Origin of the sequence: Litorivita pollutaquae, assembly GCF_003205515.1 — a bacterium.
Lineage (GTDB): Bacteria > Pseudomonadota > Alphaproteobacteria > Rhodobacterales > Rhodobacteraceae > Litorivita > Litorivita pollutaquae.
The window spans coordinates 35058-49317 of sequence record NZ_KZ826483.1 but is presented as its reverse complement, the minus strand read 5'-3'; the positions used below and the strand labels follow the sequence as shown (position 1 = coordinate 49317).

The following is a 14260-nucleotide window of genomic DNA, read 5'->3' as shown; positions in this document are numbered from 1 at the left end:
TTATTCGGCGGCGACCTTCATGGCGGCTTTGCGGGCCCGTGATGCCGCGACGGCTTCAGGCTCGTAAGCGCGTAGCGCCACGGCCTTGTCCGGGTCATCATATTCGAACAATTCGCGGGTCTTGACCTCGGGCAAGGCGCCGAAGTCCTTCATCAAGGCCTTGGGGAACCACGTTTGGCGAATATTCTGCATTCCCGGAAGGCTGGCGAGCAACCCGGAGGTGGTCAATGTGCAGGTGCCGCTATTGGCCGGACCATTTGCGAATGCCTTTTGCAACGCCAATTCGGCCACTTCAGGCGCGACCTCCACCTCTTGCAGCACCACATGATAGGTCGAGCGCGCATGGGCGCGGGTATAAGCATCCACCAAATGCGGCGACGCGCCAAGGATCACATCATGGCGTTCAGGAATTTGCGGGTGTGACACCGTGCCCGCAGGGTCAAAGATCACCCGTTGTGAGCCGTTGATCATCAAAGCGCTATGAGCGCCCGCGCCACTGTCGTTATTGATCATCGTAAACAGGGTGAGCGTCGGCGGACCGGAATGGCGATACACCGAACGCGCAGCCACCTCATCCGACACATATTGCACCGGCGGGCGCCCGCAGGCCGACAAGCCGAACAACGCCAAACCGGCGCACAGAAGAAGCGATTTACGGATCATGGGAGGGGTGCCCTATGGGAGGACGGAGCAATGGGTTCCCCCATAGCCGCCGCGCAATCGTCGCGGCCTTAGCTGTTGAACAGCGCCATGATGATCAAAACAAAAATCGAAGCACCCGTGACCCAAGCCGTAGCCTTGAGAAAGCCCTCAAAGGTTTTTTCCTGAACTTCGGTGTTCATTTCGCCGTGTTTGTGATCAGCCATGGGTAGCGGTCCTCGTTCATGCGTGTTTCGCGGTCTCGATAAATCATTTTGCCGGCCCTGTCACCACGCCAGATGCGGCAAATCGCGGCGCAGGGTGTAAAATTCCACCGTCGAGCGCCACGCCATTTATGCCTTGGCCAAATCCGCCGCCAACCGAAAACCGATACGTTTCGGCGGGACTTGCTCGACCTCTTTCGGCAGGGCGCGCAACAGAACACTGAGCTGCGTAACATGCTGGATAAGCTGGGTTTTTGCGCCGGTCGCATCCGCGCCATAAAATGTCACGATATCGGGGTCAAAAAAGCCCATACCCTCAATGCGCAACACGCCCGCGTCGCCGCCGGCGAATCCCATGGCGACCTCATGCTCCTCATCGAGCTGTTCCTCGAAATTCTTGATGTAGAGAATCAACCGTTCATAAGCCCATTCCGCCGCGCTTTTACGCTCGACGGGTTTATCGCTCAGGGTTTCTGGCAATTCAGTATTGGCAACTTTATCAGGGTCAGAATGCACCTCATGTCGGCGCGGCAATGCCGACCCCTCATGCGCCTCAGCGGTGGTTTCAATCTTGTCGTCCATCCGGGACCCCTTGCTATGTTTGCGCCCACAATGCCGATACACCATCGAAGTACAAGCCGCAGCGCGTGTTTTATGCCGTCACCGCGCGCCAAAGATAAGCGCCATCATCGCGCAAGCTACGCTCCACCTGCCCCAATTGATGCAAATGATTGAGATGGGCAAAGGCTTCGACCATCGCAAGGCCATAGGTGCCCGCATCGATTTTGCGCTTGAAGAGTGGCGCGAAACAATCACAAGCCGTCTGCGGCGTCTCAAGATGTTTGACCAATCGTTTGAGAGCGCCGTGATGGTTTTCAATCAATTGCCGCATTCGAATCGGCAGGCCGGTAAAGGGCAACTTGTGACCGCCTAACACCAGACGATCTTCGGTTGCCAAAATTTCAAGCCGTTCGCAGCTTTCCAACCATTCGCCAACCGGATCGGCACCGGGTTCGGTCGGATGCACGCCCACATTGGGGCTGATCGAGCTGAGTATCTGGTCGCCGGCCAAAACAACATCGCCCTCGTGGCTCCATAAAGTAATATGCTCCGGCGCGTGGCCGTTGCCCATATGCACATCCCATTTGCGCCCTGCGGCCTCAAACACATCGCCCTGCTGCAAGCGGCGATATCCGATGCCGAGCGGGTGCACGATATCAGCGAAATTAAACGGACGTTCGGCGACACGTGTGGCGTAGATTTCGGCGTTCATCCCCGCGCTGCGCCAAAAATCTTTGGCCGGCTCCGTCGCTTCGGTTTGCACGTCCAAAATCAACATCCGCGCCATCAGGTAAGCAGTGCGAGAGGTGATAATCTCCGCCCCGCGCTCCTGGAACCAGCCGGCCATGCCGACGTGATCCGGATGGTGATGGGTCAACAAAACGCGGGTCACAGGTTTGCCGGCCAAAGGCCCATCAAGGATCTCGTTCCAAAGGGCCACGGCGGCTTTCGAATAGACACCGGTATCCACCAAGGTCCAACCATCGCCATCGTCGAGCACATAGACATTCACATGATCCAGCGCCATCGGCAACGGCAACCGCAGCCACAAGATACCGGGCGCGACCTCGGTCGCCTGCCCGGTCTCCGGCGCAGCACTCCATGGCATACGCATAGGGCTAAACCCTTCGCGGCTCACGCGCCAAGCTCGTCAAGGCTCAGCGCATAAAGATCCTCCGCGCCCTGCATTGCGGTCTCCAGAAGGCTGGCATGTTCAGGCAAAAGCCGGGTGATATAAAACCGCGCCAGCTTGGTGCGCGCGCCGGTTCCGGTTTCGGCCAATGCCGCCTTGAGATGGTAATATCCGCCCAGCACCCGCGCAAACCCCGATTGATAAGCCACAGCACCCGCAAAGCGCGCGTTCAAATCGCCCTGTGAAACCAACCATTCGGTGGTTTCGCGCAACGTTTCGCAGGCGTTCCAAACCTTCTCGCCCAGATCGGGACACTGCGCGCGCGCCGTCTCTACATCCGCCTGAATTTCATCAAGCAACCGATATGCAGCCTCGCCGCCATCCATCATTTTACGCGCCACAAGGTCCATCGCCTGAATGCCGTTGGTGCCCTCGTAAATCGCGGTGACACGCACATCGCGGCTATATTGCGCGGCGCCGGTTTCCTCGATGAAGCCCATACCGCCATGCACCTGCACGCCCAATTCGGCGCTACGGATACCGGTGTCCGAGCCAAAGCTTTTCGCAATCGGCGTCAGGAAGGCCGCCCGGGCTTTCCACTCCGCATCGCCCGTTGCATTGCCCATGTCGATCGCCACGGCGCAGGCCAAACCGATGCTACGCGCCGCAAATGTATCGGCCTTCATCTCGAGCAGCATCCGGCGCACATCAGCGTGATCGACAATCGCGCCATTTTTATCATTCACCGGCGTCGGCCCTTGCTTGCGATCGAGCGCATAGGACAGCGCATGTTGGTATGCGCCTTCGGCAATGCCGATGCCTTGCGCGCCCACGGCGAGGCGGGCGTTGTTCATCATCGTGAACATCGCGGCCATGCCTTTATGCTCTGCGCCAACAAGCCAGCCGGTCGCGCCGTCAAATTCCATCACCGCAGTGGGCGAGCCGTGAATGCCCATTTTATGTTCAAGGCTCACCACCCGCAGGCTATTGGCCTCGCCCAAAGAGCCATCCTCGTTCGGGATGAATTTCGGCACCATGAAGAGGCTGATCCCGCGGGTGCCTTCGGCTCCGTCGGGCAAACGCGCCAAGACAAGGTGGCAAACATTGCCGCCAAAATCATGATCACCCCAGCTGATGAAAATCTTTTGCCCCGACACGGCGTAGCTGCCATCGCCATTGGGTTCGGCCTTGGACCGCAACGCGCCGACATCCGATCCGGCCTGCGGTTCGGTCAGGTTCATCGTGCCGGTCCACTCGCCGCTGATCAGCTTGGGCAAATACATCGCCTTGATCTCGTCGCTGGCGTGATGCTCAAGCGCCTCGATCTGGCCTTGCGTCAGCAACGGGTTAAGGCCCAGCGCCATGCAACTTGCGCTCATCATGTCGTTGAGCGCCGTCGTCATCGCAATCGGCAAGCCCATGCCGCCATATTCCGGATCGGCAGAGATACCCACCCAACCGCCTTCGGCAATCGCCTTGAATCCGTCTGCAAACCCTTTGGAGGTGCGCACCACGCCATTTTCAACAGCAGCGGGAAACAAATCGCCATTGCGGTTCAGCGGCGCAAGCACCTCTTCGCACATCCGGCCCGCTTCGGTCAGAATCGCGTCGGTGACATCGGAGGTCGCCTCGGCAAACTTTTCGGTCGCAGAGACCTGCGTGAGACCCACAACATGTTCGAAGATGAACTTGTAGTCGGCAACGGGGGCGCGGTAAGGCATATGTATCTCCTACGGATGCGGTCGATGCGGCCGCATGGTTCTCTAAATTCGACTTTGCACGATACCCTATAGAGCACCCTACGCCGGACAACCAGAACGCCGCGTCACGGAAAACAACGAATGAATGCGATTAAGGTCCTAAATTTCGACACAGCTGGCGTTGCCAAAGCGGCCGCCATATTGACGGCGGGCGGACGCGTGGCCTTTCCGACCGAAACAGTGTTCGGGCTGGGCGCAGATGCCCGTCAGGGCCCGGCGGTTGCCAGTATTTTCGAAGCCAAATCGCGCCCCGCCTTCAATCCCTTGATTGTCCATGTTGCCGATATCGAGGCGGCCCAAGGATATGCCGAATGGACGCCCGAAGCAGATCGGCTTGCCCGCGCCTTCTGGCCCGGCCCTTTGACTTTGGTTTTGCCCTTACGGGCGGGGCACGGATTATCGGATCTGGTCACCGCTGGATTGCCCAGCGTCGGCATCCGCGTTCCCGCACACCCTGCAGCACAGGCGCTCTTGCGCGCCTTTGGCGGACCGATTGCCGCCCCGTCGGCCAACCCCTCCGGAAAAATCAGCCCCACGACCACCGCTCATGTCATTGCGGGTCTGGGGGATCGAATCGAAGCCGTGCTGGACGGCGGTGCCTGTGAGGTCGGCCTCGAATCAACCATCATCGGGTTCGCCCCCACGCCGGTCCTGTTGCGCGCGGGTGGGGTGCCTCGCGAAGACATCGACGCCGTTTTGGGCGCGCCCTTGACCGATCACACTGCCCCCGAAGCCAAGGGCATCACCGCGCCGGGCCAGATGGCGTCGCATTACGCCCCGACCCTGCCGGTGCGATTGAATGCCTCTTCGGCAAAACCGGGAGAATTAATGCTCGGGTTCGGCACGATGGCCTGTGATATAAATCTGTCTGACACCGGCGAGCTGCGTGAAGCCGCCGCCAATCTTTTCAGGCACCTGCACGCATTAGACGCATTGTCAAAAACCACGTCGCCCGCCCCGACGGGCATTGCCGTGGCCCCGATCCCGGCGGAAGGGCTTGGCGCCGCAATCAATGACCGCCTGCGCCGCGCCGCCGCGCCACGTCCCTAAACTTATCGCTGGATCCGAAATCCACACCTGCCGACAAGGACACCGGCAAAATCAGCCGCGTGCAATAAAGACCCTGTCCAAACCCTGCGTATCACGCGTGCCCCGCAGTACTCGACAAAGCCAAAGCGCTTACGCCGAGCGTTTTGAGCGCCGCGCCCCATTTGCCGCCATTCTCGGGCGCAAAGACCAAATCAATGCTGGCATCGCAGGTCAGCCAGCCATTCGCGGCGATCTCGGCCTCCAACTGACCCGGTCCCCACCCGGCATAACCCAGCGCCATCACCGCGCGTTCCGGCCCGTCTCCGGCGGCAATATCGTGCAAGATATCCAAGGACGCGGTCATGCCGAATTCATCATTAACCGCGAGCGTGCTGTCGCTGCGGCCATAGTCAGCAGAATGCAAAACAAAGCCACGGGCATGTTCCACTGGCCCGCCAAAATGCACCGGCATGAGAATAGATTTCGGCCGCGCCGATCCCGCAGGCGCGTCAATCTCAAGCTGTTCAAGCAAATCTTCAAGTTTGAGATCCGGCGTCGGTTTGTTGATGATCAACCCCATCGCGCCCTCGCTGGAATGCGCACATAGGTAAATGACGCTGCCATCGAAACGCGTGTCCCCCATACCGGGCATCGCGATCAATAGCTTTCCCGTCAGATCCTCTTCCATACGGATGCTCATCGCCGCCTATGCCTCTTGTATTGCCCTTTGGCCCGATTGGCCCAAACCTATGCTGCGCATCATAGCGCCGCCTACTTAACAGAATGTAGCGCAGCGCCGCCCACTGCAACCCCTGCCCCCACCCGTGGGGGGAAACTCTCGGCTCCGGCCGGTGTCGCGCGATAGGTTTGAGCGATATTTCACCCCCCTCGCCACAAAGTGAGTTGGCAATCCGCGCCGCAGAAGGCACAGCTAACGCATGACAATACGCTCCCGATCCCCTCTGCGTGCCCTCTTCGTGGCCAGTCTCGTCGCTGCAATCCCCAGCGCGTCAACCGCAAACCCCTATGCGGCGTATGTCGATGCGCGGGTACTCACCGGATGGCGTGAAAGCGGAACGCGTCATGTGGCGGCCTTGGAATTGACCCTCGCCGAAGGATGGAAAACCTATTGGCGCGCGCCCGGAGACGCGGGCGTGCCGCCGGTGTTGGACTGGCATCAATCCGATAATATTGCTGGCGTTTCGATTTCCTGGCCCACGCCGGAGGTGATCGACCAAAATGGTATGACCTCGATCGGCTACCATGGTCACGTGATTTTGCCACTGCGAATCGATATGGAAACGGCACAGGCAGGCAAGCTTGAAGGCGCATTACACATCGGGATTTGCAAAGATATCTGCGTGCCGATCACCCTTGATCTACGCGCCCCGATTCCTGCCACGGGCACCTCTGATCCACGCATTCACCGCGCCTTGGCCGCGCAACCGCTCAGCGCCAAACGCGCCGGCGCGGGCAAGGCCACCTGCGCTGTCGAGGTGATCGACGGCGGCCTGCGGGTCACCGCCCGTCTGGCGCTGCCGTCCACCGGCGCCGTAGAACATGCCATCATCGAAAGCCGCGACCCACAGGTCTGGGTCTCCGAAGCGGTCAGCCGCCGAAGCGGCGGCACGCTCACCGCAACCGCAGATTTGATCCATATGACCGGCGCGGCCTTTGCGCTGGACCGCGCGGGGCTTCGCTTTACTGTCTTGGGCAGCGAACGCGCGGTGGACATCCAAGGTTGCTCTGCCGAGTAGCCATCTCGCCCGGAGGGCACCCGATGCGCCCCTGTGAGACCCACCGTCCATACACTACACCTCAGGCCCGTCGACGGCGGTGGATGATCGCCGTCATCACCGCATAGGCGAGTGTCAAGAAGGCGGCCAGACCGGCGGCAAACACCAAAAACGCGCCACCAAGCGAGGACACCGGCGCAAGCCGCGCAAGCGGCCCCGCCAACGCCCCACCGATCGCCATGGCGCCCATAGTCGCGCCTAGCCATGCCAGCATCACGGCAAAACCGCCCATCGCCGCCGCACGCAACCCGGCGATATGCGGCCCACGCATCCGCAAGGCACGTTTGAACGTCCCGGTTTGCCGCGCCACATCCAATTGCATCGCCATCAAGGCCGGCACCACCAAGAGCACCAAAAGCATCCCGAAGCCGAGGCCATAGACCAATGTAATCACCGTAGGTTTGAGAAACTGCGCCTGTTGCGATTGCTCGTAGAGCAGCGGCGCAAGCCCCAAGACCGTGGTCATCGTCGTCAACATCACCGGACGAAGCCGGTCCGCCGCCCCGTCAATGATCGCAGGCACGAGCCCGCGTTTTTCCGCGTACTCGTCAATCGTCGTCACCAAAACGATGGAATCATTGATAATGATCCCCGTCATGCCAAGACCACCGACCACCGAGAACATCGACAAAGGCACCTCCCAAATCCAATGGCCGTAAATCATCCCGACAAGGCCAAAAGGAATGATCGCCATGACGACGACCGGACGTGTCCAACTGGAAAACACCCAAGCCAGCACCAGATAAATCCCCGTCAATGTGAGGATCAGCCCCAGCATGGCGTCATTGAGAAATTCGTCCTCTTGTTCGCTGAGGCCCGACAGACGCCATTCAACTTGCAATTCCGATGCGATCTTGGGCAGGATTTCGGTCTCCAACGTCAAGAGAATTTCTTCGGCGCGGGCCGGATCGTCCTCGGAAATGTCCCCCGTCACCGAAATCAACCGCAATCCGTTTTCGCGCCGCACCGTCGAGAACCCGTCGCGCCGCGTGACTTTGACGATATCAGCCAAGGGCACATATGCGCCGGTGCCTGTGCGCATATACATCCGCTCAAGGAAATCCGCCGTCAATTCGCCTTCGGGCAATTCGACACGAATCGCGGCGCTGCGCGGACCCTCGGGATAGGTCGCCGCCTCGATCCCGCCGACGCGGGCGCGCAACACCCGGCCCAACCCGTCGATGGTGAATCCCAATGCCTGCCCTTGCGCGGTCAGATCGAGAATCAATTCCTCCTTGTCATAGGCAAGGTTATCCTCGACCGCCGACACCTCGGGAAAGGGCAACAAGGCCTCTTTCAAAGCCTCCGCTGCTTTTTTCAAATCCTCGGCGCTGGCACCGTAAAACTGCACATCCAACGCCTCGCCGCCCGGGCCAGAGCGCCAGCCACGAAAGCTCACCTCTTCGGCCAACGGGTGATGCCGCACCGCCTCTTGCAGATCGGCCACGAAGGCGAAGCTTGAGTAAGGCCGCAAATCGGCATCGATCAATTCAATCGCAATGCCGCCCAACAGGCTATTGTCTTTGGTGTCGGCGCTGGCCAAAGGGCGGCCCGAATTGCCACCAATCTCTGCGATCACATAATCAACCGGATCGACGCCATATTTTTCCTGATATTCGGCCGCGACCTGTTCCGTGGCGCGCTGCATCTCGCGCATCATCGCGCGCGTGTCGTCAGACGTGGCCCCTGACAGCATGGCGAAATTCCCGGTGACCGACCCGCGTTCAGGCGCATTAAAAAACCGCCATTTCACATCACCGCCAATCAAGAGCGACACATGTGATGCCAGAAGCAAAAGAACCACTGCGATCACCGGATATCGCAGCGTCACAACGCCCCGCATCGCCGGACGGAACAACGTCGATCGTCCCCATTCGAAACCTTTGTTCACCGTGCGCGAGGGCCAATCATACCAATGATCCTTGCCCGATGCTGTCAAAGCATGGCTCATATGGTTCGGCAGGATCAGGAAACATTCCACAAGGCTGGCGGCCAGCACCGCAATCACCGTGATCGGAATATCGGCGATCAAATTCCCGAACCGCCCCCCAACCGCAGTCAGGCCAAAAAACGCGATAATCGTGGTCAGCGAGGCAGAAAACACCGGCAAGGCCATGCGTTTCGCCGCCGTTTCGGCGGCCACAACCGGCGGTTCGCCATAATCGCGCACCCGCGCATCGGCATGTTCGCCCACGACGATCGCATCATCCACCACGATCCCAAGCGTGATGATCAAGGCAAAAAGCGAGATCATGTTGATCGTCATACCCATCATATACATGGCCGCAATCGCCGCCAGCATCGACACCGGTATGCCTGCTGCCACCCAAAATGCCGTACGCGCATTGAGGAACAAAAACAGCAACATCACCACAAGGCCCAGCCCCATTAACCCGTTATCCAGCAAGATATTGAGCCGCGCCGAAATCGCTTCGGCCCGCGTGCGGATCAAATCAATGCTGACCCCGGCAGGCAGGGTTTCCTCCATTTTCGCGGCGACCTCTTCAACAGTATGCTGGATGCCGATGGCATCCCCGCGCGCCGAACGGTCCACCCGCACCGACATGGCCGGATCATCCCCGACAAAATAGCTGCGGTCGCGATCAATCCCTTCCAACCGGATCACCGCCACATCACCGACCGTTAAAGGCGTCCCATCGGTGCCTGCCCGCAGGGTGATATTGGCAATGGCTTCGGGCGTGCGTTTTTCAACGCCGGTACGCAACCGCGCATTGGCCCCCTCCATATCCCCGGCCGGATCGGCATCGACCTCTTCGGCGATGGCAACGGCGATCTCGGCCATCGTAATCCGGTGCTTGATCAGACTGGCACCGGTGACCTCGACAATGGTTTGCGGGGCGGCCACGCCGCGTATGGTGGTGCGGGTCACGCCTTCGGCAAAAAGCCGCGTGACCAATTCATCGGCAAAAAGCCCCAACTGCGCCGCATCCACGGGACCGGTGATGACAATATCGGTCACGCGGTCACGCCAAGCCCCGCGCACGACGGAAGGTTCCTCCGCCTCTTCGGGCAATGTGGTGACCGCATCGACCGCCGATTGCACATCATCGGCGGCGCGGCTCATGTCATAGCTCGGCTCGAATTCCAAATTGATGGTGGCGCGCCCTTCGCGCGATGTCGCCGTGGCATTTTCGACCCCCTCAACCGCCAAAAGCGCAGGTTCGAGCGGCTGCACAATCGCCGCATCGACGTCTTCGGCTCCGGCCCCATCCCATACCACGCTGACCGAAACCGTATCGATGATCACATCGGGGAAAAACTGGGCCCGCATCTGTGGCGCGGCCGCCAAACCAAGCACCAAAAGCACCACCAGAAGCAGGTTCGCCGCCGTCCTATGCCGGGTAAAATAGGACAAAAGGCCGCCCGCAGTCGGGGGAATGCCGCGCACCATGCCCTACCCCCCGATCCGTGCTTCGATCCGGGCCACCATGCTCGCCGGCACTTTTGGCTGGCTTAACCTGCTCAACAAACGCGCCTTCATAGCGTCGGGGAACCTCTCGCTGCCCTCGACCAGGGCGACAACCCGCGCGCGGCGCATTTCATCCAGTTCGACCATCGGTTCTGCCCGCCGACCCGGTTCTGCGGCGGCCCTCTCTTCGGACATTTGCAAAGGCCGCACCTTGATCCCCGTGCCCAGCAAGGGAGATCGTCTTGCCACCACGATGCGCCCCTCCAGCCCCTCGGCCGAGACCAAAATCGCATCGCCCTGACGGCGCAGCAACTGAACCTGCACCGCCTCAAGTCGCTCATCCTCATTGACCACCAACACTTCGTGCGTCGCGTCCATCGCAGAGGCCGGCAACTGCACGACCCCCGTCAAAACCGGCTCTGTGATATGGACCGAAACGAAATCGCCCGGCTTCAATCCGACTGCACCTTCTAGCTGCGCATAAATCACGCGGCCGGTTTGACCATCACCAACCTCGGCGCTTTCGCGCGCGATATGACCCCGAGCCTCAAGCACCGCCGTGCCCAGATCCAATTGCACTTTGACCGGCACATCCGGCAACCGCCCTGCATTGTTCAACAACCGCGCATATTGCGCCGTAGAGACGCGAAACGAAACTTCCAACGCGTCGGGGTCAATCAAATCAGCCAGCCGTTCATTGACCGACACAAGCCCCCCGCGCGCCACGGTGACGTTGCTGAGCGTGCCGTCAAAGGCGGCTGTAATCTCGGTATCACGCAAATCCCGTTCGGCCTGTGCCAAAGCCAAGTTGACCCGCGACAATGCTGTCTGTGCCTGGTCCACCCGCGCTTCGGCCACGGCCAGCGCCTGCCGCCGCGACAGCACCGATTGCCGCGCCGCCGACGCCGTCAATTCGGCCTCTTCCACCGCCGCAGCGGTGCCAACGCCGCGCCCTTGCAAATCCTTTTGGCGCTCAAAGGCGCGGCGGCGCAAATCGGCCTGTTGCTGCGCCGCAGCCACTTCATCGATGGCCAACTCCAATCCACGCGCCGCATCGCGCGCCTCGGCTTCGGCATCGAGTAAATCGTTTTTCGCACGCTCCAGTGCCGACGCCGCCTCCGCCGGATCAATCTGCGCCAAAACCTGACCTGCACGCACACGCCCGCCTTCGACAAAAGCATCATCCAATGCGATCACCCGCCCGCCCACTGCGGCGCGAATCTCAAGAGAGATGCGACTGGTGACCGCGCCAAAGGCTTCCATTACGGGGGCGACATCGACGCTCTCGGCGCGCAACACATTGACGGTAAACACCCGTTCGCGCGCGGTCATTTGCGGTGCCTCGCGGCCCATGCGTTGTTGGACAGCCGATACCACAACCGCCCCCGCCCAGACCAACAGCCCCAGCGTCACGGACATCAAAAACAGGCCGGTCATTCCTCTGCGCAAAAATCGCATATCTTTTCATTCCCTCGGGCCAGCCAACACCGCATCAACCGGCACAGGCAGGACCATAGTGCCCCAAAGCCATATTCAAGATGATACTCTATCCGCGCGCATTATAGGAGCAAACCACAATGACGTTATGGGATGTTACGCAGGGGCGATGATTTTCCGTCGCCAAAAACCTCCGCGCCGGATTTATTTGCGCCGCTTGTGCTCTTCGAGCCGCGGCATGATCTCGGCAAAATTACAAGGACGGTGACGGTAATCCAATTGATAGGCAAGAATGTCGTCCCACGCGTCTTTGCATGCGCCGGGGCTTCCGGGCAGCGCAAACAGATAGGTCCCCCCCGCCACGCCACCGGTGGCGCGGCTTTGCACCGCAGAGGTGCCGATTTTCTGCATCGAAACCATGGTGAAGATCGTGCCAAAGGCATCAATCTCTTTCTCATAAACATCGCGGTGCGCCTCGACGGTGACATCGCGGCCGGTCAATCCGGTGCCGCCAGTGGAAATCACCACATCAATCGCCGGATCATCAATCCATGCCCGCAATTGATTTGCGATCTCGCCGCGCTCGTCCGGCAGGATCACCCGCGCCGCCAAAATATGCCCCGCCCCCTCAATACGTCCCGCCAAAGTATCGCCAGAGCGATCCTCGGCTAAGCTACGGCTGTCCGAAACGGTCAAAACCGCGATACGCAGCGCGATAAACTCTTTGCTGTCGTCGATATTGGCCATCTGACCCGTCTCCTTTGTATTCAGGGCCACGCTGCCAGCGCAAAGAGCAAACGTCCAGAGGGCAGATGGTCACGTTACGAGCACGGAGACATCACCGGAAGCCGCGGCTGCGCAAGCGATTTGCCGATACTGCGCTGCGACGACAGGCTCGACAACGATTCAAGAAACTGCAGCTGCCCGTCTTCCAACGCCGCGCAGGCTGCGGAAGACGCGCGCGCCGTGATGAAAGTAGACAGCGCACCCTCAATCTCCGAAATCTCGCGTTTGGGATAGGTGTTATCGGCGTAAAACTGCGCCGCGCGCCGCAGTGAAGTGTTGAGCCGCATTGCGGCGTCCTTTGTCACCCTATCGGGACAGGATTTCACCACAGCGTTGGCCTCCGCCAAAACCCTGAGCAAACAGCCCACAGCGCCGCCGCTGCTTTGATCAACCGCGCCATAGCGCAGCCCCCCGTCGGGCCGCCTCCGTTCTTCGACAATCACCGGTCCGTCCATCTCCAATATCCGCAGATCCGGCGCGGGCTGCACAACCTCGGCGGCGTGCGCTTCAAAAAGCCCTGCAAAATCAATATGAAAAACGCCCCGACCGGCAAGATCGCTGCGCCCTTGGGCGCTGACCACCGTGGCAAATATACATGCGGCCAAAAAACAGATCGCCCGCCTCACAGCGCCGCCAACCTGGATTTGAACATCAAAAGATCCCGCCACGCGTCGCGTTTGCCCGCCGGATGGGACAGCAAGTAGTCCGGCGCGGTGATCGCCAAGGCCGGCCGGCCAAACGCCTGCGCCCATCCCTGGCCGATACCGCCCGCTGTCTTTGGGCCCAACACCGAATGCACCGCCACTTCGCCCAAGAGCAACACCAACTGCGGCGCAACGATCTCGATATGGCGCTGCACAAAGGGCGCCATCGCAGCGATTTCGGTCGCATAGGCATCGCGAGCCTGTGGCAACCGCCACGGCAAGGCATAGGTCAGATAGGCCGCCTGCGCCGGCTCCTGCGCATCGCGCGACAGATCAATCGCGCCCAGCATTTTATCCAGCAACCGCCCCGCAGGTCCAACATAGACCGCGCCGCTCCGGTCTTCTTCGCGGCCCGGCGCCTCGCCGATAACCATCACCCGCGCCGCAGGATTGCCCGCAGCAAAGCAAAGATTCCGCGCTCCGCGATGCAAATCACAATGCTCAAATGCCGCCATCGCGGATTTGAGCGCCCCCAGATCGGCACAGCCCTGCGCCGCGCGCCGCGCCTCTGCAGCGGCATCAATGCGGGGTTCCGCACTCGGAACCGGTATGTTTTTCGATTTGGAAACAGATGCTTGGGCAGGTGCCGCCGCCTGCATCTTCGCCGCCTCGCGCGCGGCGTGCTCCAAGGCAAACCGATCCACCGGCGCATCGCCAATCAGTTCGGCACAGCCAAGTTCCACCTGCCAAGCCAGCGCCGCGAGGGCGATATCATATTCGAGAGCCGATTCCATAACCGCCACTTTACCCAGCCGACGCGGC

General features: G+C 60.4%; 13 protein-coding genes. 2 read left to right on the top strand and 11 right to left on the bottom strand.

Going from position 1 to position 14260, the window contains the following annotated elements; genetic code table 11:
* From DI396_RS06795 to DI396_RS06775, 5 genes are all read right to left on the bottom strand, one after another.
* Positions 1 to 663 carry a hypothetical protein gene (locus DI396_RS06795; protein ID WP_235851775.1) on the bottom strand — a complete coding sequence of 221 codons (663 nt, stop codon included), beginning with the start codon at positions 661 to 663 and terminating at the stop codon, positions 1 to 3.
* A 68-nt stretch (positions 664 to 731) separates the two neighbouring features.
* Entirely contained in the window at positions 732 to 866 is a 135-nt protein-coding gene (locus tag DI396_RS06790; RefSeq protein ID WP_110795452.1) for an aa3-type cytochrome c oxidase subunit IV, read from the bottom strand.
* Between the two features lie 126 nt (positions 867 to 992).
* Positions 993 to 1445 carry a DUF6173 family protein gene (locus DI396_RS06785; protein WP_110795451.1) on the bottom strand — a complete coding sequence of 151 codons (453 nt, stop codon included), beginning with the start codon at positions 1443 to 1445 and terminating at the stop codon, positions 993 to 995.
* 70 nt (positions 1446 to 1515) lie between these two features.
* Positions 1516 to 2538, bottom strand: a complete 1023-nt coding sequence (locus DI396_RS06780) for an MBL fold metallo-hydrolase (RefSeq protein WP_110795450.1) — start codon at positions 2536 to 2538, stop codon at positions 1516 to 1518.
* A 20-nt stretch (positions 2539 to 2558) separates the two neighbouring features.
* Positions 2559 to 4277: an acyl-CoA dehydrogenase gene (locus DI396_RS06775; RefSeq protein ID WP_110795449.1), complete on the bottom strand. Its 1719-nt coding sequence runs from the start codon at positions 4275 to 4277 to the stop codon at positions 2559 to 2561.
* Between the two features lie 120 nt (positions 4278 to 4397).
* Between DI396_RS06775 and DI396_RS06770 the strand changes: the two genes are divergently transcribed.
* Positions 4398 to 5366, top strand: coding sequence for an L-threonylcarbamoyladenylate synthase (locus DI396_RS06770; protein WP_110795448.1), 969 nt, complete (start codon positions 4398 to 4400; stop codon positions 5364 to 5366).
* 91 nt (positions 5367 to 5457) lie between these two features.
* Here DI396_RS06770 and DI396_RS06765 read toward each other — a convergent pair whose 3' ends face one another.
* Complete coding sequence (locus DI396_RS06765; RefSeq protein ID WP_110795447.1) at positions 5458 to 6045, bottom strand: YqgE/AlgH family protein; 588 nt, start codon at positions 6043 to 6045, stop codon at positions 5458 to 5460.
* A gap of 238 nt (positions 6046 to 6283) precedes the next feature.
* Here DI396_RS06765 and DI396_RS06760 point away from each other — a divergent pair, with 238 nt between their 5' ends.
* Positions 6284 to 7102 carry a protein-disulfide reductase DsbD domain-containing protein gene (locus tag DI396_RS06760; protein ID WP_110795446.1) on the top strand — a complete coding sequence of 273 codons (819 nt, stop codon included), beginning with the start codon at positions 6284 to 6286 and terminating at the stop codon, positions 7100 to 7102.
* A 61-nt stretch (positions 7103 to 7163) separates the two neighbouring features.
* Here DI396_RS06760 and DI396_RS06755 read toward each other — a convergent pair whose 3' ends face one another.
* From DI396_RS06755 to DI396_RS06735, 5 genes are all read right to left on the bottom strand, one after another.
* Entirely contained in the window at positions 7164 to 10553 is a 3390-nt protein-coding gene (locus DI396_RS06755; RefSeq protein ID WP_110795445.1) for an efflux RND transporter permease subunit, read from the bottom strand.
* Positions 10554 to 10556: 3 nt separating this feature from the next.
* Positions 10557 to 12029: an efflux RND transporter periplasmic adaptor subunit gene (locus tag DI396_RS06750; RefSeq protein ID WP_110795444.1), complete on the bottom strand. Its 1473-nt coding sequence runs from the start codon at positions 12027 to 12029 to the stop codon at positions 10557 to 10559.
* 183 nt (positions 12030 to 12212) lie between these two features.
* Positions 12213 to 12755 (bottom strand): molybdenum cofactor biosynthesis protein B, encoded by a 543-nt coding sequence (moaB, locus tag DI396_RS06745; protein ID WP_110795443.1) that lies wholly within the window; start codon positions 12753 to 12755, stop codon positions 12213 to 12215.
* A 74-nt stretch (positions 12756 to 12829) separates the two neighbouring features.
* On the bottom strand, positions 12830 to 13399 hold the full coding sequence (locus tag DI396_RS06740; RefSeq protein ID WP_162617173.1) for a hypothetical protein: 570 nt from the start codon (positions 13397 to 13399) through the stop codon (positions 12830 to 12832).
* Between the two features lie 17 nt (positions 13400 to 13416).
* Entirely contained in the window at positions 13417 to 14232 is an 816-nt protein-coding gene (locus DI396_RS06735; RefSeq protein WP_110795765.1) for a uracil-DNA glycosylase, read from the bottom strand.
* Between the last annotated feature and the right edge of the window lie 28 nt (positions 14233 to 14260).